This window comes from Ensifer sp. LC384, from assembly GCF_001695865.1.
Classification (GTDB): Bacteria; Pseudomonadota; Alphaproteobacteria; order Rhizobiales; family Rhizobiaceae; genus Ensifer.
In genome coordinates, this window is sequence record NZ_MBST01000034.1 from 275,637 (window position 1) to 299,394 (window position 23,758).

General features: G+C 62.3%; 23 protein-coding genes. 8 read left to right on the forward strand and 15 right to left on the reverse strand.

Annotation, left to right across the window (positions count from 1 at the left end; genetic code table 11):
- Positions 1 to 25: 25 nt before the first annotated feature.
- The 3 genes from BC363_RS23305 to BC363_RS23315 all read right to left on the reverse strand — a co-directional run bounded on the left by BC363_RS23305 (position 26) and on the right by BC363_RS23315 (position 2,397).
- Positions 26 to 1,318, reverse strand: a complete 1,293-nt coding sequence (locus tag BC363_RS23305) for a DNA polymerase IV (RefSeq protein WP_065787120.1) — start codon at positions 1,316 to 1,318, stop codon at positions 26 to 28.
- Positions 1,319 to 1,480: 162 nt separating this feature from the next.
- Positions 1,481 to 2,122, reverse strand: a complete 642-nt coding sequence (locus BC363_RS23310) for a hypothetical protein (protein ID WP_141690401.1) — start codon at positions 2,120 to 2,122, stop codon at positions 1,481 to 1,483.
- A gap of 2 nt (positions 2,123 to 2,124) precedes the next feature.
- A complete protein-coding gene (locus BC363_RS23315; protein ID WP_065787118.1) occupies positions 2,125 to 2,397 on the reverse strand; it encodes a DUF3572 domain-containing protein in 273 nt (90 codons plus the stop codon).
- Positions 2,398 to 2,553: 156 nt separating this feature from the next.
- Here BC363_RS23315 and BC363_RS23320 point away from each other — a divergent pair, with 156 nt between their 5' ends.
- Together BC363_RS23320 and BC363_RS23325 are read left to right on the forward strand one after the other, a co-directional pair.
- Positions 2,554 to 2,925, forward strand: coding sequence for a response regulator (locus BC363_RS23320; RefSeq protein WP_025426610.1), 372 nt, complete (start codon positions 2,554 to 2,556; stop codon positions 2,923 to 2,925).
- A 17-nt stretch (positions 2,926 to 2,942) separates the two neighbouring features.
- Positions 2,943 to 4,310, forward strand: a complete 1,368-nt coding sequence (locus tag BC363_RS23325; protein ID WP_065787117.1) for a PleD family two-component system response regulator — start codon at positions 2,943 to 2,945, stop codon at positions 4,308 to 4,310.
- 659 nt (positions 4,311 to 4,969) lie between these two features.
- Here BC363_RS23325 and rpmG read toward each other — a convergent pair.
- The 10 genes from rpmG to BC363_RS23380 all read right to left on the reverse strand — a co-directional run bounded on the left by rpmG (position 4,970) and on the right by BC363_RS23380 (position 16,963).
- Positions 4,970 to 5,137: a 50S ribosomal protein L33 gene (gene rpmG / locus BC363_RS23335; RefSeq protein WP_003547442.1), complete on the reverse strand. Its 168-nt coding sequence runs from the start codon at positions 5,135 to 5,137 to the stop codon at positions 4,970 to 4,972.
- Between the two features lie 93 nt (positions 5,138 to 5,230).
- Positions 5,231 to 6,415, reverse strand: a complete 1,185-nt coding sequence (locus BC363_RS23340) for an MFS transporter (protein ID WP_065787115.1) — start codon at positions 6,413 to 6,415, stop codon at positions 5,231 to 5,233.
- A gap of 13 nt (positions 6,416 to 6,428) precedes the next feature.
- Complete coding sequence (locus tag BC363_RS23345) at positions 6,429 to 7,052, reverse strand: NUDIX domain-containing protein (protein WP_244519937.1); 624 nt, start codon at positions 7,050 to 7,052, stop codon at positions 6,429 to 6,431.
- A gap of 77 nt (positions 7,053 to 7,129) precedes the next feature.
- Positions 7,130 to 7,591: a DUF983 domain-containing protein gene (locus BC363_RS23350; protein ID WP_139109987.1), complete on the reverse strand. Its 462-nt coding sequence runs from the start codon at positions 7,589 to 7,591 to the stop codon at positions 7,130 to 7,132.
- Between the two features lie 37 nt (positions 7,592 to 7,628).
- Complete coding sequence (rnr, locus tag BC363_RS23355; RefSeq protein ID WP_065787112.1) at positions 7,629 to 9,998, reverse strand: ribonuclease R; 2,370 nt, start codon at positions 9,996 to 9,998, stop codon at positions 7,629 to 7,631.
- A 2-nt stretch (positions 9,999 to 10,000) separates the two neighbouring features.
- Positions 10,001 to 12,676, reverse strand: coding sequence for a type I DNA topoisomerase (gene topA / locus BC363_RS23360; RefSeq protein WP_065787111.1), 2,676 nt, complete (start codon positions 12,674 to 12,676; stop codon positions 10,001 to 10,003).
- 266 nt (positions 12,677 to 12,942) lie between these two features.
- On the reverse strand, positions 12,943 to 14,094 hold the full coding sequence (gene dprA, locus BC363_RS23365) for a DNA-processing protein DprA (protein ID WP_065787110.1): 1,152 nt from the start codon (positions 14,092 to 14,094) through the stop codon (positions 12,943 to 12,945).
- Positions 14,094 to 14,705, reverse strand: coding sequence for a glycerol-3-phosphate 1-O-acyltransferase PlsY (gene plsY, locus BC363_RS23370; RefSeq protein ID WP_065787109.1), 612 nt, complete (start codon positions 14,703 to 14,705; stop codon positions 14,094 to 14,096). The genes dprA and plsY overlap by 1 nt, the downstream gene beginning before the upstream one ends.
- Positions 14,706 to 14,732: 27 nt before the next feature.
- A complete protein-coding gene (locus BC363_RS23375; protein ID WP_065787108.1) occupies positions 14,733 to 16,025 on the reverse strand; it encodes a dihydroorotase in 1,293 nt (430 codons plus the stop codon).
- Complete coding sequence (locus tag BC363_RS23380; protein ID WP_065787107.1) at positions 16,022 to 16,963, reverse strand: aspartate carbamoyltransferase catalytic subunit; 942 nt, start codon at positions 16,961 to 16,963, stop codon at positions 16,022 to 16,024. Before BC363_RS23380 ends, BC363_RS23375 begins: the two co-directional genes overlap by 4 nt.
- A 157-nt stretch (positions 16,964 to 17,120) precedes the next feature.
- Between BC363_RS23380 and BC363_RS23385 the strand changes: the two genes are divergently transcribed.
- Positions 17,121 to 18,773 carry an acyl-CoA dehydrogenase family protein gene (locus BC363_RS23385; RefSeq protein ID WP_065787106.1) on the forward strand — a complete coding sequence of 551 codons (1,653 nt, stop codon included), beginning with the start codon at positions 17,121 to 17,123 and terminating at the stop codon, positions 18,771 to 18,773.
- Here BC363_RS23385 and BC363_RS23390 read toward each other — a convergent pair.
- The gene (locus BC363_RS23390) at positions 18,755 to 19,690 is read right to left on the reverse strand and encodes an AEC family transporter (protein ID WP_065787105.1); all 936 of its coding nucleotides are present in this window, start codon (positions 19,688 to 19,690) and stop codon (positions 18,755 to 18,757) included. The two genes, BC363_RS23385 and BC363_RS23390, sit on opposite strands and share 19 nt — an antisense overlap.
- Before the next feature lie 287 nt (positions 19,691 to 19,977).
- On the opposite strand from BC363_RS23390, the gene BC363_RS35585 reads away from it, so the two are divergent.
- Positions 19,978 to 20,118: a hypothetical protein gene (locus BC363_RS35585; RefSeq protein ID WP_202618604.1), complete on the forward strand. Its 141-nt coding sequence runs from the start codon at positions 19,978 to 19,980 to the stop codon at positions 20,116 to 20,118.
- Positions 20,115 to 20,459: a DUF6105 family protein gene (locus BC363_RS23400; protein WP_065787103.1), complete on the forward strand. Its 345-nt coding sequence runs from the start codon at positions 20,115 to 20,117 to the stop codon at positions 20,457 to 20,459. The genes BC363_RS35585 and BC363_RS23400 overlap by 4 nt, the downstream gene beginning before the upstream one ends.
- Here the strand turns inward: BC363_RS23400 and ruvX are convergent.
- Positions 20,402 to 20,890, reverse strand: a complete 489-nt coding sequence (gene ruvX / locus BC363_RS23405) for a Holliday junction resolvase RuvX (RefSeq protein WP_065787102.1) — start codon at positions 20,888 to 20,890, stop codon at positions 20,402 to 20,404. The genes BC363_RS23400 and ruvX overlap by 58 nt on opposite strands.
- A gap of 82 nt (positions 20,891 to 20,972) precedes the next feature.
- On the opposite strand from ruvX, the gene BC363_RS23410 reads away from it, so the two are divergent.
- The 3 genes from BC363_RS23410 to gatA all read left to right on the forward strand — a co-directional run bounded on the left by BC363_RS23410 (position 20,973) and on the right by gatA (position 23,608).
- Complete coding sequence (locus BC363_RS23410; RefSeq protein WP_065787101.1) at positions 20,973 to 21,677, forward strand: metal-dependent hydrolase; 705 nt, start codon at positions 20,973 to 20,975, stop codon at positions 21,675 to 21,677.
- 110 nt (positions 21,678 to 21,787) lie between these two features.
- Positions 21,788 to 22,075: an Asp-tRNA(Asn)/Glu-tRNA(Gln) amidotransferase subunit GatC gene (gatC, locus tag BC363_RS23415; protein WP_053247080.1), complete on the forward strand. Its 288-nt coding sequence runs from the start codon at positions 21,788 to 21,790 to the stop codon at positions 22,073 to 22,075.
- Positions 22,076 to 22,126: 51 nt separating this feature from the next.
- Complete coding sequence (gene gatA / locus BC363_RS23420; RefSeq protein WP_065787100.1) at positions 22,127 to 23,608, forward strand: Asp-tRNA(Asn)/Glu-tRNA(Gln) amidotransferase subunit GatA; 1,482 nt, start codon at positions 22,127 to 22,129, stop codon at positions 23,606 to 23,608.
- The last annotated feature ends 150 nt before the right edge of the window (positions 23,609 to 23,758 follow it).

A 23,758-nucleotide genomic window follows, 5' to 3' on the forward strand; every position in this document is an offset into this window, starting at 1 on the left:
CGAATCTGAAAGATCGCGACGCGCTTTAGTGATCGCGCTTGCGGCTGCCGAAAGTGTAGCCGGTTTCGACGCTTGCCTTGCCGAACTTGTCGCGCAGCTTGTTGATGGCATCTTCGGCAGCAGCGCGACGGGTCGCTGCTGGGTCGACAAGATCAGGGGGATCGGCGAGATCGGGGCTGGAAAGATCGCTGACGCCGATGCCGATCAGTCGATATTTCGTGCCGTCGACTTCCTTCTCAAGCAGCTGCAGTCCTGTGCGGAAGATCCGGTCGGCGAGCCGCGTTGGGCTGTCGAGGCGGCGGTTGCGGGTCCTGATCTTGAAGTCGGCAGTCTTCAGCTTCAAAACCACGGTCTGGCCGGCGAGTTCGGATTTGCGCAGGCGGTGCGCGACCTGTTCGCTCAGCCGGCGCAGATGTGTGACCAGATCGTCGTAGCGGGCGAGATCGTCGTTGAACGTCGTCTCGGACGACACGCTCTTCGCCTCGCCGTCGATTTCGACGGTTCTCTCGTCGAGGCCACGCGACAGGCGGTAGAGCCTCTGGCCCATGGTGCCGTAGCGGCGCATGAGGTCGGCTTCCTCCATCGTCTGAAGCTGGCCGATCGTGCGAATGCCGTCGCGCTCCAGCGTGGCGGCGAACGCCTTGCCGACGCCCCAGATCAAGGTCACCGGCCTTTCTCTTAGGAATTCGAGCGCCTCGGCCTGGCCGATCACCGAGAAGCCGCGAGGCTTCTGCAGGTCTGATGCAACCTTGGCGAGGAACTTGCAGTAGGAAAGCCCGACGGAGACCGTGATGCCGATCTCCTGTTCGACGCGGCGGGCAAAGCGGGCGAGCGTGCGGGCAGGGGGATCGTGGTGCAGCCGCTGGGTACCGTTCAGTTCCAGGAAGGCTTCGTCGATCGAGAGAGGTTGCACCAGCGGTGTCAACTCCTGCATCAGCGCGCGAACTTCGCGGCCGACGTGCACGTATTTTTCCATATTGGGCTTGATGACGACCGCTTGCGGGCAGGCTTCGAGCGCCTTGAACATCGGCATGGCCGAGCGTACGCCGTGGATGCGGGCGATGTAGCATGCTGTCGAAACGACGCCGCGCTTGCCGCCGCCGATAATCACCGGCTTGTCGGCAAGCTCCGGATTGTCCCGCTTCTCGACGGAAGCATAAAACGCGTCGCAATCGATATGGGCGAGGGTCAGATCGTAGAGCTCGGCATGACGCAGGAGGCGCGGACTGCCGCAGCCAAGGCAGCGTCGCGCCGTCGCGGTCTGTTCCCTAAGGCAATCACGGCAGAAGCCTGGAGTTTGAGAACCACTGTCGAGCATATCTGGAACAAATGTTGAACATCGCGATTTTACGCTCTACGCTAGCGAGTCTCAAGGGAGGCTGCGTTGGAAATTGCCTTGCACGTGAGATTGCCGACGCCAAGCCGCAGGTCGGATTTTGAGCTACTCCGCGCGGCACTCGCACCGTCGGAGCGGGCGGTGCTACCGTTGGAAATGCGCGCGAATGGCGCTGGCGGCATCGGTCCAGTCGGCGGCAATGTGAACACACCCATCCGGCGCAGGCGCGAGCGCGCGAAACTCGGCGTTCGCCATCAGATTGATCAGCAGGCAGGACGGCGCGTGCGCCTGCACCGATTGCAGGTTGCGCGCGATGTCGTCGATGAAAGCAACGGGAAGCGCCCGTCCGGCATGCAGGCGTTGAACGATAGGCCCTTTGGGGTCCTCGGAAGCGAGCAGCGGATAGGGAAGATCGAGCCGGTCGAGCAGAGCGCGACGCGCGGCCGCATGCCGTGGCGGCATGGCCGTCAGGAAGACGATGTCTGCCAGAGCGGACAGTTCGTGAAGAGCCTCGACAACGCCGACAGCCGGCGTCTGCCAGCGATCCTGCGCGGCGTAGAAAGCGTCGAGCATGTCTTTGACGTCGGCCTCGGTCGCCGGCTGTTCCGTTGCGCGATGGATGATGTTGCCAGTCAGCCGGAAGGAGCGCGGCAGGAGGACATGGTCGCGGCTTTCGAGAAAGGCCCGGAAGGGGCCCAGGAATTCGAGCACGACTTCGTCGACGTCGCTGACGATCAGCGGACGGTTGCTGAGGCGGATTTCATCGTCGCGGACAGTATTGTTCAAGTTCAGCTGTCCTGCAGGTCGGCGGCGCCGGAAAGCTTCTCGTGCGCGCGCACGACATCCTGGGGGGGCGTCCCGGTCGCCTCGCAGAAAGCGATCAGCGTCGGTTCGTGGTCCATGAGAAAGGCGACGAGCCCGCCCATGAAGCCCGGCTCGCCGATCGCATTGCGCAGGGAGGACGGATCCGTCCCCGTCAGCGCCAGAAATCGGGACAGCAGGTCCGGCTCGCCGGCAAGCCAGGAAAGAATGTCGATGGCGATTTCGTCGGCGCTCTTCAATGTCTTGGCCTCCTACTGTTTTTACGCCCGGAATTACCTATTTTTCAACCAAATAGGATTATCGTTGAACTCGAGGAAATGGGTCGAGTCGTTGGCTTTGCAACTTAGATGTCTTGAGAAGACTTGCAAGAAGACGACGGACAGCAAGGGATCGACATGCCCAAACAGGTAATGATTGTTGAGGATAACGAGCTGAACATGAAGCTCTTCCGAGACCTGATTGAGGCTTCCGGCTACGCGACGATCCAGACGCGCAACGGTATGGAGGCGCTCGAGCTGGCGCGCAAGTATCGTCCCGATCTCATTTTGATGGACATTCAGCTGCCGGAGGTTTCCGGGCTCGAGGTCACGAAGTGGCTGAAGGAAGACGATGAATTACACGTCATCCCGGTCATTGCGGTGACCGCTTTCGCGATGAAGGGCGACGAGGAACGCATCCGCCAGGGTGGATGCGAAGCCTATGTTTCAAAACCGATTTCTGTGCCAAAGTTCATTGAGACGATCAAAACCTACCTTGGCGATGCCTGAACGGCGGGAAAATTGATATGACTGCGCGCATTCTTGTTGTCGATGACGTGCCTGCCAACGTTAAGCTTCTCGAAGCGCGTCTGCTCGCCGAGTATTTCGATGTGCTGACTGCGGGCGATGGCCATACGGCCCTGTCGCTCTGTGAGACGACGCCGGTCGACCTGGTGCTTCTCGACATCATGATGCCCGGCATCGACGGCTTCGAGGTCTGCGAGCGGCTGAAGGCCAATCCCCGCACCGCACATATTCCCGTGGTCATGGTGACCGCACTTGACCAGCCTTCCGACCGGGTCCGCGGATTGAAGGCCGGTGCCGACGATTTCCTGACAAAACCGGTCAACGATCTGCAGTTGATGTCGCGGGTGAAAAGCCTCGTGCGCCTGAAGAATGTCAGTGACGAGTTGCGGCTGCGTGCCCAGACGGCGCAGACCATCGGCCTTCAGGAACTGGCCCGCCAGGATCGTCCGGACGAGCCGGGCAACGTCCTCTTGGTCGATGGCCGCGGCTCCTCCCAGGAGCGGCTGCAGCGCACGCTCAAGCCGATTGCCGATGTCTCTGTTATCTCCGACCCGCAGGCGGCGCTGTTCGAAGCGGCCGAGAACAATTTCGATCTCGTCATCGTCAACGCCAATTTCGACGACTACGATCCGTTGCGGCTTTGCTCGCAGTTGCGGTCGCTGGAGCGCACGCGCTTCATTCCGATCCTGCTGATCACCGAGCAGGGCAATGACGAGATGATCGTGCGCGCCCTCGATCTGGGCGTTACCGACTATATCATCCGGCCGGTCGATCCTAATGAGCTTGTTGCCCGCTCGTTGACGCAGATCAGGCGTAAGCACTGCAACGACATGCTGAGGAAGAGCGTGCAGCAGACGATCGAGTTGGCGGTCACAGATGGCCTCACAGGCCTGCACAATCGCCGCTACCTCGACAATCACCTGAAGCTGCTGATGGATCGCGCCGCAGCGCGCGAACGCCCGTTGTCGATCTGCATGACCGACATCGACCGGTTCAAGCAGGTTAACGATACCTACGGCCATGACGTCGGCGACGAGGTGCTGCGCGAGTTTGCCAGCCGCATCCGCTCGACCGTGCGCGGCGCCGATCTTGCCTGCCGCTTCGGCGGTGAAGAGTTCGTCGTGGTCATGCCCGACACGCCGCCGGAGATGGCGGCTGCCGTTGCGGAGCGGTTGCGCCATATCATCGAGAGTCAGCCGTTTTCCATACCGCATGCGGACGGCGCGCTGGTCATCACCGCGTCGATGGGTATTGCCGGCATGAAGCTGGAAGGCGACATGGCGGAAGCTCTGTTGAAGCGCGCAGATATGGCGCTCTACCAGGCTAAGAACGAAGGTCGCAACAGAGTGGTGGCGGCTGCAGCCTGACGGGGGCATCTGAGCCACGTCATCCGCTGGCGGCTTGACGAAAATCCAGGCCCCCTCTTGCGGCATGCCTTTAAAGTTGTATTCTTCGTCGCGTCGATGCTACCGAGGGGTTTGGTGGCCGCGATGGCCATGTATTTCCATGTCCTAGGACGATACAGAATTAACCATGTGCCGAGCAACACCGCTTCGCGCATTAAGAATTCGTTGATTTTTTTCTATTTTCAGGTGATGCTGATAAACACGGGGAGATAGCCTCCACCAGTTTCGGTTACCCCATGATGCTCAGGTCCGCCGCATCTCCTGGGTCGTGGGGTCGGTCGGTTGGCTTTTGACACCTGCGGAATCCTCGTGCCGCGGTTAGAAGCCAGCCGACCCCCATTCAAAGCGCTGTTCCGGAAGGGGCGGCGCTTTTTGATTCGTGCCTGTGCGCATGCACAGTCGCGGGAGGCATGAAAAGGGGCGGGTCGCCGACCTGTCTTCGGCCCGCTTCACGGCGTACTACAGCGCCGCGCGTCTTATCAGGCGCGCAAAGGTCACCGTAGCGCTTTAAACTGCTGCATGTTTCCTTGAATCGCATGCGATTTAAGGAAACATGCAGTAACGGAAAGGGGCGCCAAACCTCGCGGTTGGCGCCCCTTGATCCCGAGAAACGTCAGATCTTACTTGATCTTGGTTTCCTTGAACTCGACGTGCTTCTTGGCGACCGGGTCGTACTTGGTCTTGGTCATCTTGTCCGTCATCGTACGGCTGTTCTTGGTCGTGACGTAGAAGAAACCCGTGTCGGCTGTCGACAGCAACTTGATCTTGATGGTGGTGGCTTTTGCCATGGTCGTCCTGCCTTTATGAAATTGAAAGCCGTGGACAACCGGTTGCGGGCCACGGGCAAGGTTGGCGCGAAACTACAAATCGCGGCCGAAAAGTCAAGGCCGTTTTGGATTCAAAACGATCCTTACAACCGAAAGCGCGACGTATAGACCGAAAAACCCGGCAATCGCCCAGGCAAAACCGTTGTTGCCGGCCACATCCATCGACGCGCCGATCACCTGTGGCCCGGCGACAGTGCCGACCGCATAGGAGAAGACGAACGCGGCATTGGCGGCGGCAAGATCGGAGCCTTGAAGGCGCGAGCCGAGATGACTGAGGCCGACGGTATAGAGGCCGGAGACGCAGCCGCCCCAGAACAACAGCACGATCGCCATCAGGAACCAGCTTTCCACCAGCATCGGCAGACAAAGGGCACCGATAAGGCCGATGACGGTCATGGCCGACAGCAATGTGCGCTTGTCCTTAATCTGGTCTGACAACATGCCGAGCGGAATCTGGAAGATGAAATTGCCGACACCCATCACGGTCAGCAGCAGCGCCGCCTGTGATTCGGTGAAGCCCGATCGTGTCCCATAGACCGTAAAGAGCGACAACCCGCCCGATTCGACCGCGCCGAAGATGAAGACGGCGGCCGTCGCCGTCGGCACCAGGAAGATATAGCGCATGAAGTGGCGGTCTGGCTTTTCGTCGATCACCGGGCTCTCGTCCCGTGCGATGAAGATCGGCACGGCGGCGAGCAGAATGACGCCGGCACCGACCACGAAGGGCAAGACGCCCTCGCTGCCGAGGATCGAGAAGAGCAGCGGCCCGCTCAGGAAGCCGAGGGATAGAACCGTGCCGTAGATGCCGAGCACGAAGCCCCGTTTCGCTGGCGGCGCGGTGGCATTGATCCAGAACTCGGAGAGGATGAAGAGTACGGTAATGGCACCATGGAAGACCACGCGCAGCGGAAACCAGAGCCAGAAGTTGGTAATGTAGTAGAAGCCGAAAGCGCTGATTGCGGCGAGCAGGACGGCCCAGAGCATCGTCGGCGCTACACCGTGGCGATGTGCGAACTTGGTCGTGAAGGAAGCTGCGACCATGGAGGCCACGCCGGCCATGGCCGAATTGAGACCAATCAGCGTCGACGAGATGCCGCGCTTCTCCATGATGCTCGAAAGCAGCGGCAGGCCGAGGCCGATCGCGATGCCGACGGCGCTGATGGCGGAGACCGCCGCGATCAACGACGGCCAGTGAATTTCCTCAACCGGTGCGGGGCACTCGGGCGTCGGCTGTGACATGCGACTGTGGTCCTTAGAGAAGCGTGCGGATGAACCGCCCACGGCGCGTGAAATAGAAAGGCACGGAGCGCTCATAGGGGAGCGATGGGTCCGCGTTAAGGCCGCTTCTCAGATCCGAAAGGATGATGGCGGTTATCTCCGGTATCCGGAACGAGGGGAGGTCGTTGACATCGATCCACTGCAAATCCTGGAGCTCCCGGCTTTCCAGAACCCGCGATGTATCGACTTCGGCTTCGTCCGCGAAGATCGCGAAGAAGCGCGTATCGAACCGCCTCGAGTGTCCCGGAGGAGTAATGGCCCGAGCCATATAGCGCAAGTTTGCGAGATCTGGAAGAAAGGGCAGTGGCGCTTCCGTCTCGGCGCGGGGCATGCCCAGCGGAACGCCCGCTTCCTCATAGAGCTCCCTCAGTGCCGCCAGGGCCAGCGCCCTGGCGCGAGCATCGCTGACGGGTTGGCCATCGACGCTCTTCAGCGCCTGGAGAACGGCGGGGTTGAGGTCGCTGGAGAAGGCGAGGCGATGGTCCGTCGGATCCCGGCGCCCACCGGGAAAGACGTAGAGATCGGGCATGAAGATATGCGCGCTGCTGCGCCGGCCCATCAGCACGCGCACGTGGCCTTCGGAACGGTCAAGCAGCATGATCGACGCTGCGTCACGCGGTCTTGCACGTCCTACGGGGATGCCGGAGGCCCGGGCGACGCTCTCGCGCCCTGACGTCATGCGGAGGGGTCTCGCGCAGGCAGAACGTCCTCGGGCGTGTCCTCATGGCCGCCGAAACCGTGCATCTTCAGCGCCCATTGCAGGCCGATGACCGCACCCTTGATTGGCTGCAGCAAGCCGAGCGAGCTCACCAGCGTGATCGGCGTCCAGACGGCGAGGTGCTGCCAGGTCGTCAAGGGCAGGATCATATCGGTCATCATGTAGCCGCCGAGCACCAAATGGCCGACGATGGTGACGACGATGTAGGGCGGGAAGTCATCGGCACGCTGATGGTCCATGCGCTCGCCGCAGGCCGCGCAGGCATCGACGGATTTGACGTAGCTGCGGAACAGCTTGCCGCTGCCGCAGGCCGGGCAGGTGCCGAGAAAGCCGCGGCGCATGGACCGACCGACCGGACGTTCGTCGGCGGCATGACCACCGAGGTGAAGCGTTTCCTTGTCCGTTGCCGTCATGTGCATTCTCTCCTTGTCGAAGCCGCCGGCCGCTGCTTGTGGCCTAGCGCTTTCCGCGCGGCGGTCGTGTTCCCGGCTTCTTGCGCGGGCCCGAGCGATCACGACGCCCCGACTTGTGGAAGGAGCGCGTAGCGGTCGGCATCTTACGCCCGTCGCTGATCATCTCGAAGCGAAGCGCGCCGGCAAGCGGCACGGCTTCGACCAATTTGACCTGCACCGAATCGCCGAGACGAAAGCCGAGGCCGGTCTTTTCGCCGGAAAGGGCCTGATGCGCCTCATCAAAGATGAAGTAGTCTCGTCCGAGCGTAGATATAGGCACGAAGCCGTTGGCGCCATAGGCCGGCAGGGTGACAAAAAGTCCCGCCTTGGTGACGCCGGCAACGCGGCCTTCGAATTCTTCGCCGATGCGGCCGTTCAGGTGATGGGCGATCAGCCGGTCGACGGTATCGCGCTCGGCGGCCATCGCCCGGCGCTCGAAGGTCGAGATTTCCGCGGCGATATCGTCGAGCACGCCTTCTTCCTGCGGCGTGAGCCCGCCTTCGCCAAACCCGAGCGAGCCGACCAGCGCCCGGTGGACGATCAAGTCGGCGTAACGCCGGATCGGCGAGGTGAAGTGCGCGTATTTCATGAGGTTGAGGCCGAAATGGCCGATATTCTCGGGGCTGTAGATCGCCTGGCTCTGGGAGCGCAGCACCATCTCGTTGACCATCGTTTCGAAGGGCTTGCCTTCGGCCTTGGCCAGGATGCCGTTGAAGTGGTTCGAGCGCATGCTGCCGCCCTTGACCAGCGAGAGGTCGAGTGTGGCGAGGAATTCGCGCAGGCTCTCCTGCTTGGCCAGAGACGGTTGGTCGTGCACGCGGTAGATCAGCACCTGACGCTTCTGCTCGAGAGTCTCGGCGGCCGCGACGTTCGCCTGGATCATCATTTCTTCGATCAGCTTGTGTGCGTCGAGACGGTCCGGAACGAAGACGCGATCGACCGTGCCGTCGGGCTTCAGGATGATCTTGCGCTCGGGCATGTTCAGCTCGAGCGGCTGGCGGCGGTCACGGCCGCGCGTCAAGATGCGATATCCCTCCCAGAGCGGCTTCAGGATCGTGTCGAGGATCGGGCCGGTCTTGTCATCGGGATTGCCGTCGATGGCCGCCTGTGCCTGCTGGTAGGAAAGCTTGGCCGCGCTCTTCATCATGATGCGATGGAAGGTATGGCCCGCCTTGCGGCCCTCCTTGGAAAAGCGCATGCGCACGGCGAGTGCCGGCCGCTCGACCCCTTCCTTGAGAGAGCAGAGGTCGTTGGAGATCCGTTCCGGCAGCATCGGCACGACGCGATCCGGGAAATAGACCGAGTTGCCGCGCTTCAACGCTTCCAGGTCGAGGGCCGACTTCGGCCGGACATACCAGGAGACGTCGGCAATCGCGACGGTGACGATCACGCCGCCGGGGTTGTCTTCCGCTGGGTCCGGCTCCGCGTGGACCGCGTCGTCGTGGTCCTTCGCATCGGCCGGATCGATGGTGATCAGCGGCAGCGAGCGCCAGTCTTCCCTGTGCGCCATGGTAGCCGGGCCGGCGTCTTCCGCTTCCTTCAGCACGCGCTCCGGAAAGACGTGCGGTATGCCGTGGGCATAGATGGCGATCATCGAGATCGCCTTTTCCGAGGCGACCGAACCGACGACGTTTTGAACCTGAGCGCGCGGCAGGCCGTAGCGGCCAAGGCGCGTCAGTTGGACTTCGATGAGATCGCCATCCTTGGCGTCGCCGACGAAGTCCGGATCGACCAGAATTTCCTCGCCGCGCTTTTCGATCGGCATCAGGCGCCCGCCGCCGCCCGGCGTGGCGCGGAAGACGCCGAGGACGGCGTCCCTGCGCTTGTCGAGAACCTTGATGATACGTGCGGTATAGGCCGGACCGCCACGGTCCTTGGCCGGGAAGATCTTGGCAAGCACACGGTCGCCGAGGCCGCCGACCGGCATCTTGCCCTTGTCCTTGCCGACAGACGACTGCTTGATCAGCACCGCCGGTGCGACGCCGTCATCGTCCAGCCACTCGGCCGGGCGGCCGATCAGTTCGCCGTCGACGTCGCGCACGGTGATATCGAGCACGGTAACCGGGGGAAGGGCGCCCGGACGCACGAGCGACTTGCGCTTCTTCTCGACCAGACCGTCTGCTTCCAGCGAACGCAGCAAGGCTTTGAGTTCGACGCGCGTGTCGCCCTTGAGGCCGAAGGCCTTGGCAATTTCACGCTTGGAGGCACGGTCCGGGTTCTCGGCGATGAAGCGCATCAGCACGTCGCGCGGGGGAACCGCACCGTGGATGATCGAGGTTTTCTCCGGTGCCGGCGCGACCCTTGCCGCGCGGCCCTCTTTCCTGCCGGAACCTTTTCCGGATCGTTCGGTCGGGTCGCGCGGTATTCTGGTCAAGGTCAGTCCTTCTTGGCCTTCGCGGCCGTCTTTGGTTTTGTCTTGGCGGGCGCCTTTGCCTTTGTCGTCTTCTTGGCCTTGGCCGCGCCGTCAGCCGCAGCCTTGGACGACTTCGTCACCTTTGCCTTCGTCGCCTTGCCCTTGCCCGTGCCGCTCTTGGCGGCGCGCTCGGCAACGAGTGCGAGCGCCTCTTCGACTGTGACGGACTGCGGATCCTTGCCCTGCGGCAAGGTCGCGTTGACCTTGCCCCAGTTGACATAGGGGCCGTAGCGTCCGTCGCGAACGGTAATTGCGCCACCTTCGGGGTGATCGCCCAGCTCCTTCAGCGCAACCGCCGCGGCGCGGCCGCGGCCGGCACCGGCCTTGGATTGCTTGTCGGCAATCACCGAAACGGCACGGTTCAGGCCGATTGAGAAGACGTCCTCGATCGATTCGAGGTTCGCATAGGTGCCGTCATGCAGCACGAAGGGGCCGTACCGGCCAAGACCGGACGAAATCATCTTGCCTGATTCGGGATGCGCGCCGATATCGCGCGGCAGCGAGAGCAGGGCGACAGCCTTCTCGTGGTCGATCGACGATGGCGTCCAGCCCTTGGGCAGGCTTGAGCGCTTGGCTTCCTTGCCGTCGCCGCGCTGGACATAGGGGCCGAAGCGGCCGCTGCGCAGCGTGATTTCTTCGCCGGTATGCGGATCCTTGCCCAGTGCCTGAGGCTCGTTCGAGACCGAAGCCTCAGCGTCGCTGTTGCCATCAGAGGAAAGCTGGCGGGTGAAGTTGCACTCGGGGTAGTTCGAGCAGCCGACAAAGGCGCCGTACTTGCCGAGCTTCAGCGACAGCTTGCCGGTGCCGCAGACCTGGCAGATGCGCGGATCGCCGCCGTCTTCGCGCTTGGGGAAGACCAGCGGTGCCAGTTCCTCGTTCAGGGCGTCGAGCACGTTGGTAACGCGCAGCTCCTTGGTTTCCTCGATCTGCGCGAAGAAATCCTTCCAGAAGTCGCGAAGAACGTCCTTCCAGTTGACCTCGCCGGCCGAGACCTGGTCGAGCTTTTCTTCGAGCGATGCCGTGAAGTCGTAGCCGACATAACGGGTGAAGAAGCTTTCCAGAAACGCCGTGACGAGCCGCCCCTTGGCCTGGGGCACGAGCTTGCGCTTGTCGTTGGTGATGTAGTCGCGGTCGAGCAGCGTCGTTACCGTAGCGGCATAGGTGGAAGGCCGGCCGATGCCGAGCTCTTCCATCTTCTTGATCAGTGTTGCTTCCGAGTAGCGCGGCGGCGGTTCGGTGAAATGCTGCGAGGCATTGATCTTCTGCTTTGCCAGGCTTTCGCGCGCGTTTATCTCCGGCAGGCGGCCATCTTCGTCGCCGTCGTCAGTCTGTTCGCCGTCTTCCTTGGCGTCGGTATAGGCTGCAATGAAGCCATCGAAACGAATGACGGAACCGGTGGCGCGCAGGCCGGCCTTGTTGCCACCGTTGTCGGCGGTAATCTCGGCTGTCGTGCGTTCGATCTCGGCGGAGGCCATCTGGCTGGCGATGCCACGCTTCCAGACAAGGTCGTAAAGCTTCAGCATGTCGCCGTCGAGGAAACGGCGGACCTGGTCCGGCGTGCGGTTGAAATCAGTCGGGCGAATGGCCTCGTGCGCTTCCTGGGCGTTTTTCGCCTTGGTGGAATAGAAGCGTGGCTTTTCCGGCAGGTAGCGGTCGCCGAACTGGCTTCCGATAGCCGAACGTGCGGCTTCGATCGATTCCGGCGCCATCTGCACGCCGTCGGTACGCATATAGGTGATGAGACCGACGGTTTCGCCGCCGATGTCGACACCTTCATAGAGCTTCTGGGCGACCTGCATCGTGCGCGAAGCGGAGAAGCCGAGCTTCGACGACGCAGCCTGCTGCAGCGTCGATGTCGTGAACGGCGGCGAGGGGTTCCGCTTGACCGGCTTTGCTTCGATGCTGTCGACGACATAGGTGGCGCCGTCGAGCAGGGTCTTCAGCCGGTTGGCTTCTTCGCCGTTGCCCACCGCACGCGGTGCCAGCCGCTTTCCATCCGCCGAAACAAGGCGCGCCTCGAATTCATCGCCGCGGGGCGTCTTCAAAAGCGCAGACAGGTTCCAGTATTCTTCGGAGATGAACCGTTCGATTTCCGCTTCGCGGTCGCAAACCAGCCGCAGCGTGACCGACTGGACGCGGCCGGCAGAGCGGGCGCCGGGCAGCTTGCGCCAAAGCACCGGCGACAGGTTGAAGCCGACGAGATAGTCGAGTGCGCGGCGGGCGAGATAGGCATCGACGAGGGGAATGTCGAGGTCGCGCGGATGGGCGATCGCGTCAAGCACAGCCTTCTTGGTGATGGCGTTGAAGGCCACACGCTTGACCGGCTTGTCGCCCAGCACCTTCTTCTTCCTGAGAAGATCGAGCACATGCCACGAGATCGCTTCGCCTTCGCGATCCGGGTCGGTCGCGAGGATGAGGCCATCAGATGCCTTCACGGCATCGGCAATATCCTTCATGCGTTTGGCCGACGCGGCGTCGACCTCCCAGGACATCTCAAAATCTTCGTCAGGACGGACCGAGCCGTCCTTGGCAGGCAGATCCCGCACATGGCCGAACGAGGCAAGAACCTTGTAGCCGGGGCCGAGGTACTTGTTGATCGTCTTTGCCTTCGAAGGCGATTCCACCACTACAACATTCATCGTCATTTTTCTGAGACAACCGGGTTTGGTCTTGCGTCAGCGCTGTTCGCACCGAGCGTCGCCGAATATCGATGCCCCGAAATGGACAGGGATTCGAGCGGGGTCAAGGGGTTTCATTCAAAATAGCGACAGCGCTGCGTTATGCAGCCATCGCGAGAATAGATAATTATATCGCTTTCCGATTGAGTCGGCCGTGTTTCCGTCGTATCTGCGAATGTGCTTTTGTGTCGTCGGTTGCCGACTGGACAGCGCACAAACAAGAAGTTTTATTGCTCCGCATTAAGCGACACGAGTCCGCCTGCATGGCGGCCAAGGCGTCCGGCGAGGTCAAGTTCAAGCAGCACGAGGTAGACTTCAGCTGCAGGCAATCCGGTGTGGCGAATGACATCGTCGACCTCGGCCGGTGTCGGGCCGAGTGCGTCGATGATCGCTGCCCGGTCGCCGTCACCGAGCTGCCCCGCCTGTCTCGACGGGGTTTCAAAGCCCGGCTCCTCGGCTCCTGCCGACAACGGCAGCTTGTATTGACTGAGAGGCGCAAGCGCGTCGATTACATCGTCCGATGTCGTCGTGACGATGGCGCCCTGTTTGAGCAGGTCGTTGGTTCCGTGACAGCGCGGATCGAGTGGAGAGCCGGGAACGGCAAACACCAGGCGACCGAAATCGGCGGCATAACGGGCAGTGATCAAGGAGCCGGAGCGGTTGGCTGCCTCAACGATCGTCACGCCGAGACTGATGCCGGCAATCAGTCGGTTGCGCCTGGGAAAATCGCGAGCGCGCGGCTCCCAGCCGAACGGCATCTCGCTGACCGCCAGGCCTTGGCCCGCCATGATATCGTTGAGCAGTCCGACATTCTCCGGCGGATATGGCCGGTCGATACCGCCGGCAAGCACAGCGATCGTTCCACTCTCCAGGCTTGCCCGGTGGGCGGCGGTGTCGATGCCGCGCGCAAGTCCTGAAGTGATCACATAGCCGGCTCGCCCGGCATCGCGCGCGATCATCGCAGCGAACTTGGCGCCGCTGACCGAGGCGTTGCGCGAGCCGACGATGCCGAGGGAGGATCGCGTCGCGGCGTCGAGGTTGCCTTTGACGGCGAGAAGAGGAGGAGCACCATCGATCTGACGAAGGGCGAAAGGGTAGTTTGGTTCGCCGATGCCGACGAAGGCCGCGCCGAAACGGTGGGCGACTTCGAGTTCTCGCTCCGCCTCCGCCATGGTGGCGACGCGGAACGTCCGCGCTCCAGCGCCGCGCCGGGACAGTTCGGGCAAAGCGTCGAGCGCTGCCTCGGCGGTGCCGAAGTGATTGATGAGGTCGCGGAACGTGGCGGGGCCGACATTGTCGCTGCGGATCAGTCGCAGCCAGGAAATCTTCTGTCGTTCGGTCAGCGCAACTCCGGTTCGTCGTGCACTGACGTCCAACATTATCGCTTGTCTCCGATCTTGCTTTCGGTGCCTGCAAGCAGCCGCTGGATGTTGGCGCGATGTTTCACCCACGTGATCAGGGTCATGACCGCAAACAGCAGGGCGACTTTCTCGTGTCCCGTGACATAGAGTACAACCGGAATGACTGCGGTTGCAACCAGTGCCGACAGCGAGGAGTAGCGGCTGATTTTCGCCATCGCCAGCCAGATCGCCCCAAAGGCGAGAACCATCAGCGGCACGAGGCCGAGCAGCACGCCGATATAGGTGGCGACGCCCTTGCCGCCCTTGAAACCGAGCCAGACGGGGAAGAGGTGGCCGAGGAAGGCGGCAAGGCCCGCGGCGATGCCCGCTTCGATACCCCAGAGAGAGGCGATCGCGGCTGCGGCCGTGCCCTTCAAGGCGTCAAGCAGCAGGGTGGCGGCGGCAAGCTTCTTGTTGCCGGTCCGCAGAACGTTGGTGGCGCCGATGTTGCCCGAGCCGATCTTGCGGACGTCACCGAGGCCGGCCATGCGCGTGAGGATCAGCCCAAAGGGGATCGAGCCGAGCAGGTAGCCGAAAGCAAGGCTCAAGACTGTTGAGGGCAGTCCGAGCTGCCAGGAAAAAAGATCCACCGATTCCTCCCGCGCGACCGCTGTCGCCTATGCCGAATGCACAAGCTCGCCGGCAACATAGGTTTGCACAACCCGTCCGGTAAAGCGCGCATTTTCGAATGGCGTGTTCTTCGACCGCGAAACGATCGCTTCCTTGTAGAGGACCCAGGGCTCTTCGAGATCGATGACCGTGATGTCGGCCTTGGCGCCGGGCTTCAAGGTGCCCGCATCCAGGCCGAAGATCGTCGCCGGGCGCGTCGACATCGCATCGATAAGCCGCATCAGCGGAACCTGGCCGCTGTTATGCAAGCGAAGCGCTGCGGCAAGCATCGTCTCGAGCCCGATCGCGCCGTTCTCCGCGTCGGAGAAGGGCAGGCGCTTGGTGTCGACGTCCTGCGGATCATGCGAGGAAACGATGATGTCGATGGTGCCGTTGGCTAGAGCTTCCGCCATCGCGACGCGGTCGTCCTCGCGGCGCAGCGGCGGCGAGAGCTTGAAGAAGGTCCGGTACTCGCCGATGTCGTTCTCGTTGAGCGTCAGATGATTGATCGAGATACCGCAGGTGACGTTGGCGCCGCGGTCGCGGGCGGTCTGAACGGCCTCGGCGGATTCGGGAACCGAGATGTTGGCAGCGTGGTAGGCAGCCTTGGTCAGGCCGGCGATACGCAGGTCGCGCTCGAGCGGGATGATTTCCGCTTCGCGCGGCACACCGGCAAGGCCGAGCCAGCTTGCAAGCAGCCCCTCGTTCATCACGCCGTTGGCGCCGAGATATTTGTCACGCGTTTCAAGCGCGATCACCGCGCCGAACTCGCGGGCATAGGTCATGGCGCGGCGCAGCATCAGCGTATCGTGGATCGCCTTGCGACCGTTGGTAAAGCAGACAGCACCAGCCTCGCGCAGCAGGCCGAACTCGGTCATCTCTTCGCCGGCAAGACCCTTGGTCATCGCCGCTGCCGGATAGACGTTGACGAGTGCCTTGTCGCGTGCGGTCTTCTGCATGAACTCGACAAGCGCGATGTCGTCGATCACAGGATCCGTGTCCGGCATCGAAATGAAGGAGGTGACGCCGCCGACGGCTGCTGCGCGCGATGCCGATTCGATCGTTTCGCGGTGCTCGGCACCTGGCTCGCCGACAAACACGCGCGCGTCGACGAGGCCCGGGACGGCTGTCAGCCCATCGCAGTCCTTGACGAAGGCGCCATCCGGCGTGCCCTGATTGAGCGCATCCTTGCCTGCTGCCAGGATGCGGCCATCGTCGCCGACGATGATCGTGCCTGTTTCGTCGAGGTTGCGGGACGGATCGACGATGCGAAGGTTTCTAAGAACGAGCGGTCTGGTCATACGCGCGGCCCCTGGTTCTGGGAAAGAAGAAGCGTTTCCATTACCGCCATCCGCACGGCGACACCCATCTCGACCTGCTGCTCGATCACGCTCTGAGGCCCGTCGGCGATTTCGGACGCGATTTCGACGCCGCGGTTCATCGGTCCCGGATGCATGACGAGCGCGTCGTCCTTCGCGGCTTTCAGTTTTTCGGCATCAAGGCCGTAGTAGTGGAAGTACTCGCGCACCGACGGCACGAAGGAGCCGGCCATGCGCTCGCGCTGCAGGCGCAGCATCATCACCACGTCAGCATCCTTCAGTCCCTCGGCCATCGAGTGGTAGACCTCGACGCCCATGTCGGCGATCCCTGAGGGCAGCAAGGTCGCCGGTGCGACAACGCGCACCCGTGCGCCCATCTGGTTGAGCAGGAGGATGTTGGACCGCGCGACGCGCGAATGCAGCACGTCGCCGCAGATCGCCACGATGATGCGCGAGAGCTTGCCCTTGATGCGGCGGATCGTCAGCGCGTCGAGCAGGGCCTGGGTCGGATGCTCGTGCTGGCCATCGCCGGCATTGACCACCGAGCAGGAAACCTTCTGCGCCAGAAGTGCGGCGGCACCCGCCGAGGAATGGCGCACGACCAGCACGTCGGGGTGCATGGCGTTCAGCGTCATTGCCGTATCGATCAGCGTTTCGCCCTTCTTCACCGACGAGTTGCCGACCGACATGTTCATCACGTCGGCGCCAAGCCGTTTGCCGGCAAGTTCGAAGGAGGATTGTGTCCTCGTGGACGCTTCAAAGAAGAGATTGATCTGCGTCAGCCCTCGAAGGGTGGACGTCTTCTTCTCCCTCTGACGGGAGATCTTGACGGCTTCATCGGCGCGATCGAGCAGGTAGGTGATGTCCTGCTCCGTGAGACCTTTGATGCCGAGCAGGTGGCGATGCGGGAAAGTGGTCATGGGCCGCCCTTGCGCTCTGGAATGTGGCTCGCTCTATAAGACTTGCCCCCCGGTACGGCAAGCGGTGCGCGAGCCCTTCCGCGGAAAACTTGGGTGCGGCATCCTATCTTTCCCTGGCCCGGTTTCGTGGTCGGCAAACTTGCGCTAGAACCGGCCCATGAATCAGATGAACCGGACCGAACAGAAACTCGCCGAGCTGAACCAGCCCAAGCCCTGGTCCGGCATCAATGCCTATCGTTCCGATCCGCTGACCGTGGACATCACGTCGGGCATGACGAAGGCCCTGCGCGACGAGTTCGATACGCTCGGGCGTTATGTGACCTCGCCGGAGGCGCAGGAACTGGCGCGCATGGCCAACGAAGGCGTGCCGAAGCTGAAGACGCATGGACCGCGCGGCGAGCGCCTCGATGTCGTCGAGTTCCATCCGGCCTGGCATGCCCTGATGCGCCGCTCCATGACCTCGGGCCTGCATGCATCCGCCTGGGAAAACCTGCCTGACGAACGCAATCAGTCGCACAAGACAAGAGCGATCCGTTTCTACCTGACGGCTCAGCTGGAATGCGGCCATCTTTGCCCGCTGACGATGACCAGCGCCTCGCTGGCCGCGATCACTGCTTCGCCAGCCGTACAGAAGGAATGGGCGCCGAAGATCCTCTCGCGTAAATATGATTCGTCGAACAAGCCGTGGATGCAGAAGTCTGCGGTCACCGTCGGCATGGGCATGACGGAAAAGCAGGGCGGTACCGATGTGCGCGCCAACACCTCGACCGCCGAGCGGGTGGGCGAGGGCATCTACCGTCTGAACGGCCACAAGTGGTTCATGTCGGCGCCGATGAGCGATGCTTTCGTCATGCTGGCGCAGACCCGCGACGGGCTCGGCTGCTTCCTCGTGCCGCGGCTTCTGGAAGACGGTGCCGCCAACGGCCTGCGCTTCCAACGTCTGAAGGACAAGCTCGGCAACCGCTCCAATGCATCCTCCGAAGTCGAGTTTTCCGACACGTTCGGTTTCGTGCTCGGCGCGCCTGATGCCGGCATCCGCACCATTCTCGACATGGTGACGCTGACCCGTCTCGATTGCGCGCTGGCGTCCGCCGGCATCATGCGGGCATCGCTCGCTGAGGCCGTCCACCATACGCGTGGCCGCAAGGTCTTCGGCAAGCCGCTCGTCGGCCAGCCGATGATGACCCGGGTTCTCGCCGACATGGCGCTCGACGTTGCTGCTGCCAGTGCCTTGTCGTTCCGCCTCGCCGATGCCTTCGACAAGGCCCACGGCAGTGCCGAAGAGGCCGCCTATGCCCGCATCATGACGCCGGTTGCGAAATACTGGTGCTGCAAGATCGCCCCGGCACTGATCTATGAAGCGATGGAATGCCTCGGCGGCAACGGCTATGTCGAAGAGCGGGCGCTGGCCCGGCACTATCGCGAGGCGCCGGTCAATGCCATCTGGGAAGGCTCCGGCAACGTCATGGCGCTGGATGTCTTGCGTGTGCTGCTCAAGCGCAAGGATCTTTTCGAGCAGCTGTTTGCCGTCCTCAGCCGCGATCTCGGGCCTGCGGGGCGCAAGACCATCGACGTGCTGCGCGCGGCGATGTCGCTCTGCGAGCGCGACGAGGGGGCCGCCCGCATGCTCGTCGAGCAACTGGCTCTGGCTGCCGCTGCCGCCGAACTCTATCGCCTTGGCGCCGGCCGCATCGCCGATGCCTTTCTCGAATCGCGCCTTGCCGCCGGATGGCGGTCGACTTACGGCATGCTCGATTCGCGCTTCGATTCGGCCTACATCCTCGATCTGCTCTACCCGGCTGCCACGTAAGCGGTCACCGATAGCACCAGCGGTATCGTGAAGAAGGAGACGACGGTCTGGACCGTCGCCACCGCCGCATAAAGCTCGGCGTCGCCGCCCATCTGTTTGGCCAGCAGATAGCCGTTCATCGCGGTGGGCACGGCCGCGCCGAGCGCGATAACGCACAGCGCGTCGCCGCGGATGCCGAGCAGGAAGCTGGCGCCCACCATGAACACCGGCATGACGATCAGCTTCAGGAAGACGGCCAGCAGCGCCGACCCGCTCGGCTTCAACGCGTCGGACACCCGCAGTCCTGCTCCGACCATCACCAGCCCGAGGCTGAGCGAGGCGCTCGCAAGCATGTCGATGGTCGTCATCACCGGCCCGTAAACGGTTATGCCGGTCAGGTTGAACAGTATGCCCAGCACTGATGCGACGATTAACGGATTGGTGACGATCTTGGCAAAGAAACGCCGGAAATCCCGGTTGCCGCCGCCGAACCAAACCAGCACGCCGACGTTGTAGAGATTGATCGGGATGATCACGAGCGTCATCACCAGTGCCGTCAGCGTCAGTCCGATCGGTCCGTAGAGCTTTTGGGCGATCGCCAGTGCCATGAATCCGTTCCACCGTGTCGCCGTCTGGAAGACGGAGGTGAAGGAGGCGCCCGAAACCCCTCTGTTGCGAAACAGCGGCCAGAGGAAAAGGACGAAAATCGACATCAGGCTGACGCTGCCGATCGTGGCGATCGCCGTGGCGTCCGCCTTCATGCCGGAAAAATCGGCCTGGGCCAGCGTCGAAAACAAGAGGGCGGGGAAGAGAATGTAATAGCCGAACTGTTCGAAGCCCAACCAGAGCTTCTGATCGACGAGCGTCGTGCGTTTCAGCCATGCGCCGAGCAGCACCAAAAGGAAGATGGGTAGGATACTTTCAAAGACGATGATCATGGCAGGGCCTGCGCGGGAAGAGGGCCCACCGTTACTGCATAATCCGTCAAACCGGAATCGATTTAAGACGAAATCATGCCGCGAGTTTCAAGCTTTGCAGCGTCCTTCGCCCATCAGGTTTGACGGACGGCGCATTGGAAGGAGGCCGCGCTGACCGCAGCCGGGCAGGAGCCTGTGAAAATTAACCTTAACGAATGGTTTACATTGCGCGTTCGCCGGCGAGCGTGGACAGTGGCTGGGTAACGCAAAGAAATCCGGAACGGAGCGGTTCGGTGCGAACTGGTCTTATGATCATCATGATGATGTTTTTCGCCGGACTGGCGCTCGATATCGTGGTCCCCGCGATCGCGCTGCTTGCCTTGGTATTGGCAGATCGCGCGATCTATCCATTGTTCTATCGACGCATATCGGAAAGGGGGGCCGCATGAAGTGGTTTCTGATCCTGTGGGCATGCCCCGTCATGCTTTTGGCCGCCTGGTACGGCCTTTCCTATTACGACATGAGCTTCGGCTTCTTCATGCTGACGCGCGAGACCCATGACCTGGTCTTCCAGATCTATGGCAACGTGCTCGGCTTTCCGCCGGAAAGCATTCCACCGCTCGTCGCGCGGGCCATCATTGTCGACAGCTTCATCGTTCTCGGCATCGTCGCCTTCCGCAAGCGTCGCGAGCTTGCTGCCTGGTATCGCCGCCGTTTCGGTGCAGGCGCCGTTCATTCGGCTGGTGCGCCGTCCCTGGCAAGAGACGCCAGCCTGTCGAGCGCGCCTTGAAGAATGAAGGATGCGGCGGCCGAGTCGATGCGCTCGGCCCGCTTCTTGCGTGACACGTCCATCTCGATCAACACCCGCTCGGCCGCGACCGTCGAAAGCCGTTCATCCCAGTAAACGAAGGGCAGGGGCGTCTTCTCGACCATGTTTCGCACGAAAGCGCGGGTCGCCTGACACCGAGGACCTTCGCTGCCGTCCATATTGACCGGCAGGCCGATGACGAAGGCGGCGACCCTTTCCTTCTCGGCCGCCGCCAGGAGCGCCACCGCGTCGATGCCGAACTTGACGCGCCGGATCACTTCGCGCGGCGTCGCGATCCGGCGTCCGAGATCGGATACCGAGAGGCCGATCGTCTTGGTGCCAAGATCGAGGCCGGCGATGGCCTGGTTGGGCTGAAGCTGGCTCGCGAGCTCTTCGATGGTCAGAATTGTCATTTGATTTGCCGATTCGATCTTTGCAGGTGTTCGTCTCGTTCCATATAGCTGCTCCAAAGCACAAATCATCTGGGAGAATGTCATGAAGATCAAATGGCTCGGCCATTCCGCCTTTCACATCGAAACGGCAACGTCGAAGATCCTGATCGATCCCTTCTTTACCGGCAACCCGGCATTCCTTGACAGCGAACGCAAGGAGGTGACTGCCGGGCTTACCCATATTCTCCTGACGCACGGTCATGGTGACCATGTCGGCGACACCGTCGCCATCGCCAAGGAAACGGGAGCGGTGGTCGTTGCCAACTTCGATCTCTGCATGTGGCTCGGTCGCCAGGGCGTTTCGGCGATGGAGCCGGGCAATACCGGCGGCACCATCCACCTCTCCGGCTTTTCCGCCACTTTCGTCAACGCGCTGCATTCTTCGGCGCAGATTACCGAAGACGGCGTTTCGCATTCGCTCGGCAATGCCAACGGCCTCGTCCTGCATTTCGAGGACGAACCGACGCTCTACCATATGGGCGACACGGACATCTTCTCGGACATGGCGCTGATCGAAGAGCTGCACCAGCCCGAGATCGGCCTTGTTCCGATCGGCGACCGCTTCACCATGGGGGGCGCCGTGGCGGCACTTGCCTGCCAGCGCTACTTCAAGTTCTCGACCGCCATTCCCTGCCACTACGGATCCTTCCCGATCATCGACCAGACGCCGGAAAACTTCGTTGTGGGCATGGATAGCGCCTCGACCAAAGTGGCGACACCGGCCGTCGGCGGCGTCGTAAGCGTCTGACGGCGAAGACCGTCAGCACTGCGGCAGGCGAGTGATCGGGCGATTCCCCCGTTGCGCGCCTCGCCGCGCACCATTATAGCGGGGGAAAGTTCCAGATACCGGAGACGACCATGTCCGTAGACCTTGCCACCGTGAAGCGCGTTGCGCGCCTCGCCCGCATCGCCGTCAGTGAAGATGAAGCCACGCGGATGGTGGGCGAAATCAACGGCATCCTTGGTTTTGTCGAGCAGCTCTCCGAAGTGAATGTCGATGGCGTCGAGCCCATGACGTCGGTGACGCCGATGGAGATGAAGAAGCGCCTGGACGTCGTGTCAGACGGCAGCAAGGCCGACGATATCGTCGCCAACGCGCCCAATACCGATCGCAACTTCTTCCTCGTCCCGAAGGTCGTCGAATAATCCGACCGCCTGCCGCCCCGACGTCCCTGATTGCGAAAGTCCGATTTCATCATGACCGAACTCACCAGCCTTACGATCGCCGAAGCCCGCACCAAGCTTGCCGCCAAGGAGATCACCGCCGTTGAACTGACCGACGCCTATATCGCGGCGATCGATTCCGCCAACGAAGCGATCAATGCCTATATCGCCGTCACGCCCGACAAGGCGCGCGAAATGGCCAAGGCATCGGATGCGCGCATCGCGGCAGGCAAGGCCGGCGCGCTCGAAGGCATCCCGCTCGGCATCAAGGATCTCTTCGGTACCGAAGGCGTGCACACGCAGGCCTGCAGCCACATTCTCGATGGTTTCGCCCCGCGTTACGAATCGACCGTGACCCAGAACCTGTGGAACGACGGTGCCGTGATGCTCGGCAAGCTCAACATGGACGAGTTCGCCATGGGCTCCTCCAACGAGACGTCCTACTATGGCGTCGTGAAGAACCCCTGGCGGGCCAAGGGCTCCAACCTCGATCTGGTCCCGGGCGGATCGTCGGGCGGTTCGGCCGCTGCGGTGGCCGCGCATCTGTGCGCCGGCGCGACAGCAACCGACACCGGTGGCTCCATCCGTCAGCCGGCTGCATTCACTGGCACCGTCGGCATCAAGCCGACCTATGGCCGCTGCTCGCGCTGGGGCGTCGTCGCCTTCGCTTCGTCGCTGGACCAAGCCGGGCCGATTGCCCGCGATGTGCGCGACGCCGCGATCCTTTTGAAGTCGATGGCAAGCGTCGATGCCAGGGACACGACCTCCGTCGATCTGCCGGTGCCGAACTATGAAGCCTCGATTGGTCAGTCGATCAAGGGCATGAAGATCGGCATTCCCCGGGAGTACCGGGTCGACGGCATGCCGGAAGAGATCGAAGCCCTGTGGCAGCAGGGCATCGCGTGGCTCAAGGACGCCGGTGCCGAAATCGTCGACATCACGCTTCCGCACACCAAATATGCGCTGCCGGCCTATTACATCGTCGCTCCGGCCGAAGCGTCTTCGAACCTTGCCCGCTACGATGGCGTCCGCTACGGCCTGCGTGTCGACGGTAAGGATATCGTTGATATGTACGAAAAGACCCGTGCCGCCGGCTTCGGCCAGGAGGTCAAGCGCCGCATCATGATCGGCACTTATGTGCTTTCCGCCGGCTATTACGATGCTTACTACCTGCGCGCCCAGAAGGTCCGCACGCTGATCAAGCGCGACTTTGAACTGGCCTTCCACGCTGGTGTCGACGCGATTCTGACGCCCGCCACTCCGTCCTCCGCCTTCGGTATTGCCGACGAGGATCTCGCATCCGATCCGGTCAAGATGTACCTGAACGACATCTTCACGGTGACGGTCAACATGGCCGGCCTGCCGGGCATTGCCGTTCCCGGCGGCGTCGACCATAAGGGCCTGCCGCTTGGTCTGCAGTTGATCGGCAAGCCGTTCGAGGAAGAAACCCTCTTCAAGACCGCCCATGTGATCGAACAGGCGGCTGGTCGTTTCACGCCCACCAAGTGGTGGTAAAGCACTGAGGGCGTAGCACTACACGCGTGCTGCGCCGCCTTGAAGCGTTACAGCGCCGAGCGTCACGCATGACGCGCGGCGCTGTAGTGATGCGGAGACGAGAGCCGTCCTTTGCCTTTGATCCGTCATGCTCGTCTGGATGAGGTGGGT

Coding starts and splice junctions, on each gene's coding strand:
- BC363_RS23305 (WP_065787120.1), bottom strand. CDS start 1,318: ATGCTCGACAGTGGTTCTCAAACTCCAGGCTTCTGCCGTGATTGCCTT.
- BC363_RS23320 (WP_025426610.1), top strand. CDS start 2,554: ATGCCCAAACAGGTAATGATTGTTGAGGATAACGAGCTGAACATGAAG.
- BC363_RS23325 (WP_065787117.1), top strand. CDS start 2,943: ATGACTGCGCGCATTCTTGTTGTCGATGACGTGCCTGCCAACGTTAAG.
- rpmG (WP_003547442.1), bottom strand. CDS start 5,137: ATGGCAAAAGCCACCACCATCAAGATCAAGTTGCTGTCGACAGCCGAC.
- BC363_RS23340 (WP_065787115.1), bottom strand. CDS start 6,415: ATGTCACAGCCGACGCCCGAGTGCCCCGCACCGGTTGAGGAAATTCAC.
- BC363_RS23345 (WP_244519937.1), bottom strand. CDS start 7,052: ATGCTGCTTGACCGTTCCGAAGGCCACGTGCGCGTGCTGATGGGCCGG.
- BC363_RS23350 (WP_139109987.1), bottom strand. CDS start 7,591: ATGCACATGACGGCAACGGACAAGGAAACGCTTCACCTCGGTGGTCAT.
- topA (WP_065787111.1), bottom strand. CDS start 12,676: ATGAATGTTGTAGTGGTGGAATCGCCTTCGAAGGCAAAGACGATCAAC.
- dprA (WP_065787110.1), bottom strand. CDS start 14,094: ATGTTGGACGTCAGTGCACGACGAACCGGAGTTGCGCTGACCGAACGA.
- BC363_RS23375 (WP_065787108.1), bottom strand. CDS start 16,025: ATGACCAGACCGCTCGTTCTTAGAAACCTTCGCATCGTCGATCCGTCC.
- BC363_RS23380 (WP_065787107.1), bottom strand. CDS start 16,963: ATGACCACTTTCCCGCATCGCCACCTGCTCGGCATCAAAGGTCTCACG.
- BC363_RS23385 (WP_065787106.1), top strand. CDS start 17,121: ATGAATCAGATGAACCGGACCGAACAGAAACTCGCCGAGCTGAACCAG.
- BC363_RS23390 (WP_065787105.1), bottom strand. CDS start 19,690: ATGATCATCGTCTTTGAAAGTATCCTACCCATCTTCCTTTTGGTGCTG.
- BC363_RS35585 (WP_202618604.1), top strand. CDS start 19,978: ATGATCATCATGATGATGTTTTTCGCCGGACTGGCGCTCGATATCGTG.
- BC363_RS23400 (WP_065787103.1), top strand. CDS start 20,115: ATGAAGTGGTTTCTGATCCTGTGGGCATGCCCCGTCATGCTTTTGGCC.
- ruvX (WP_065787102.1), bottom strand. CDS start 20,890: ATGACAATTCTGACCATCGAAGAGCTCGCGAGCCAGCTTCAGCCCAAC.
- BC363_RS23410 (WP_065787101.1), top strand. CDS start 20,973: ATGAAGATCAAATGGCTCGGCCATTCCGCCTTTCACATCGAAACGGCA.
- gatC (WP_053247080.1), top strand. CDS start 21,788: ATGTCCGTAGACCTTGCCACCGTGAAGCGCGTTGCGCGCCTCGCCCGC.
- gatA (WP_065787100.1), top strand. CDS start 22,127: ATGACCGAACTCACCAGCCTTACGATCGCCGAAGCCCGCACCAAGCTT.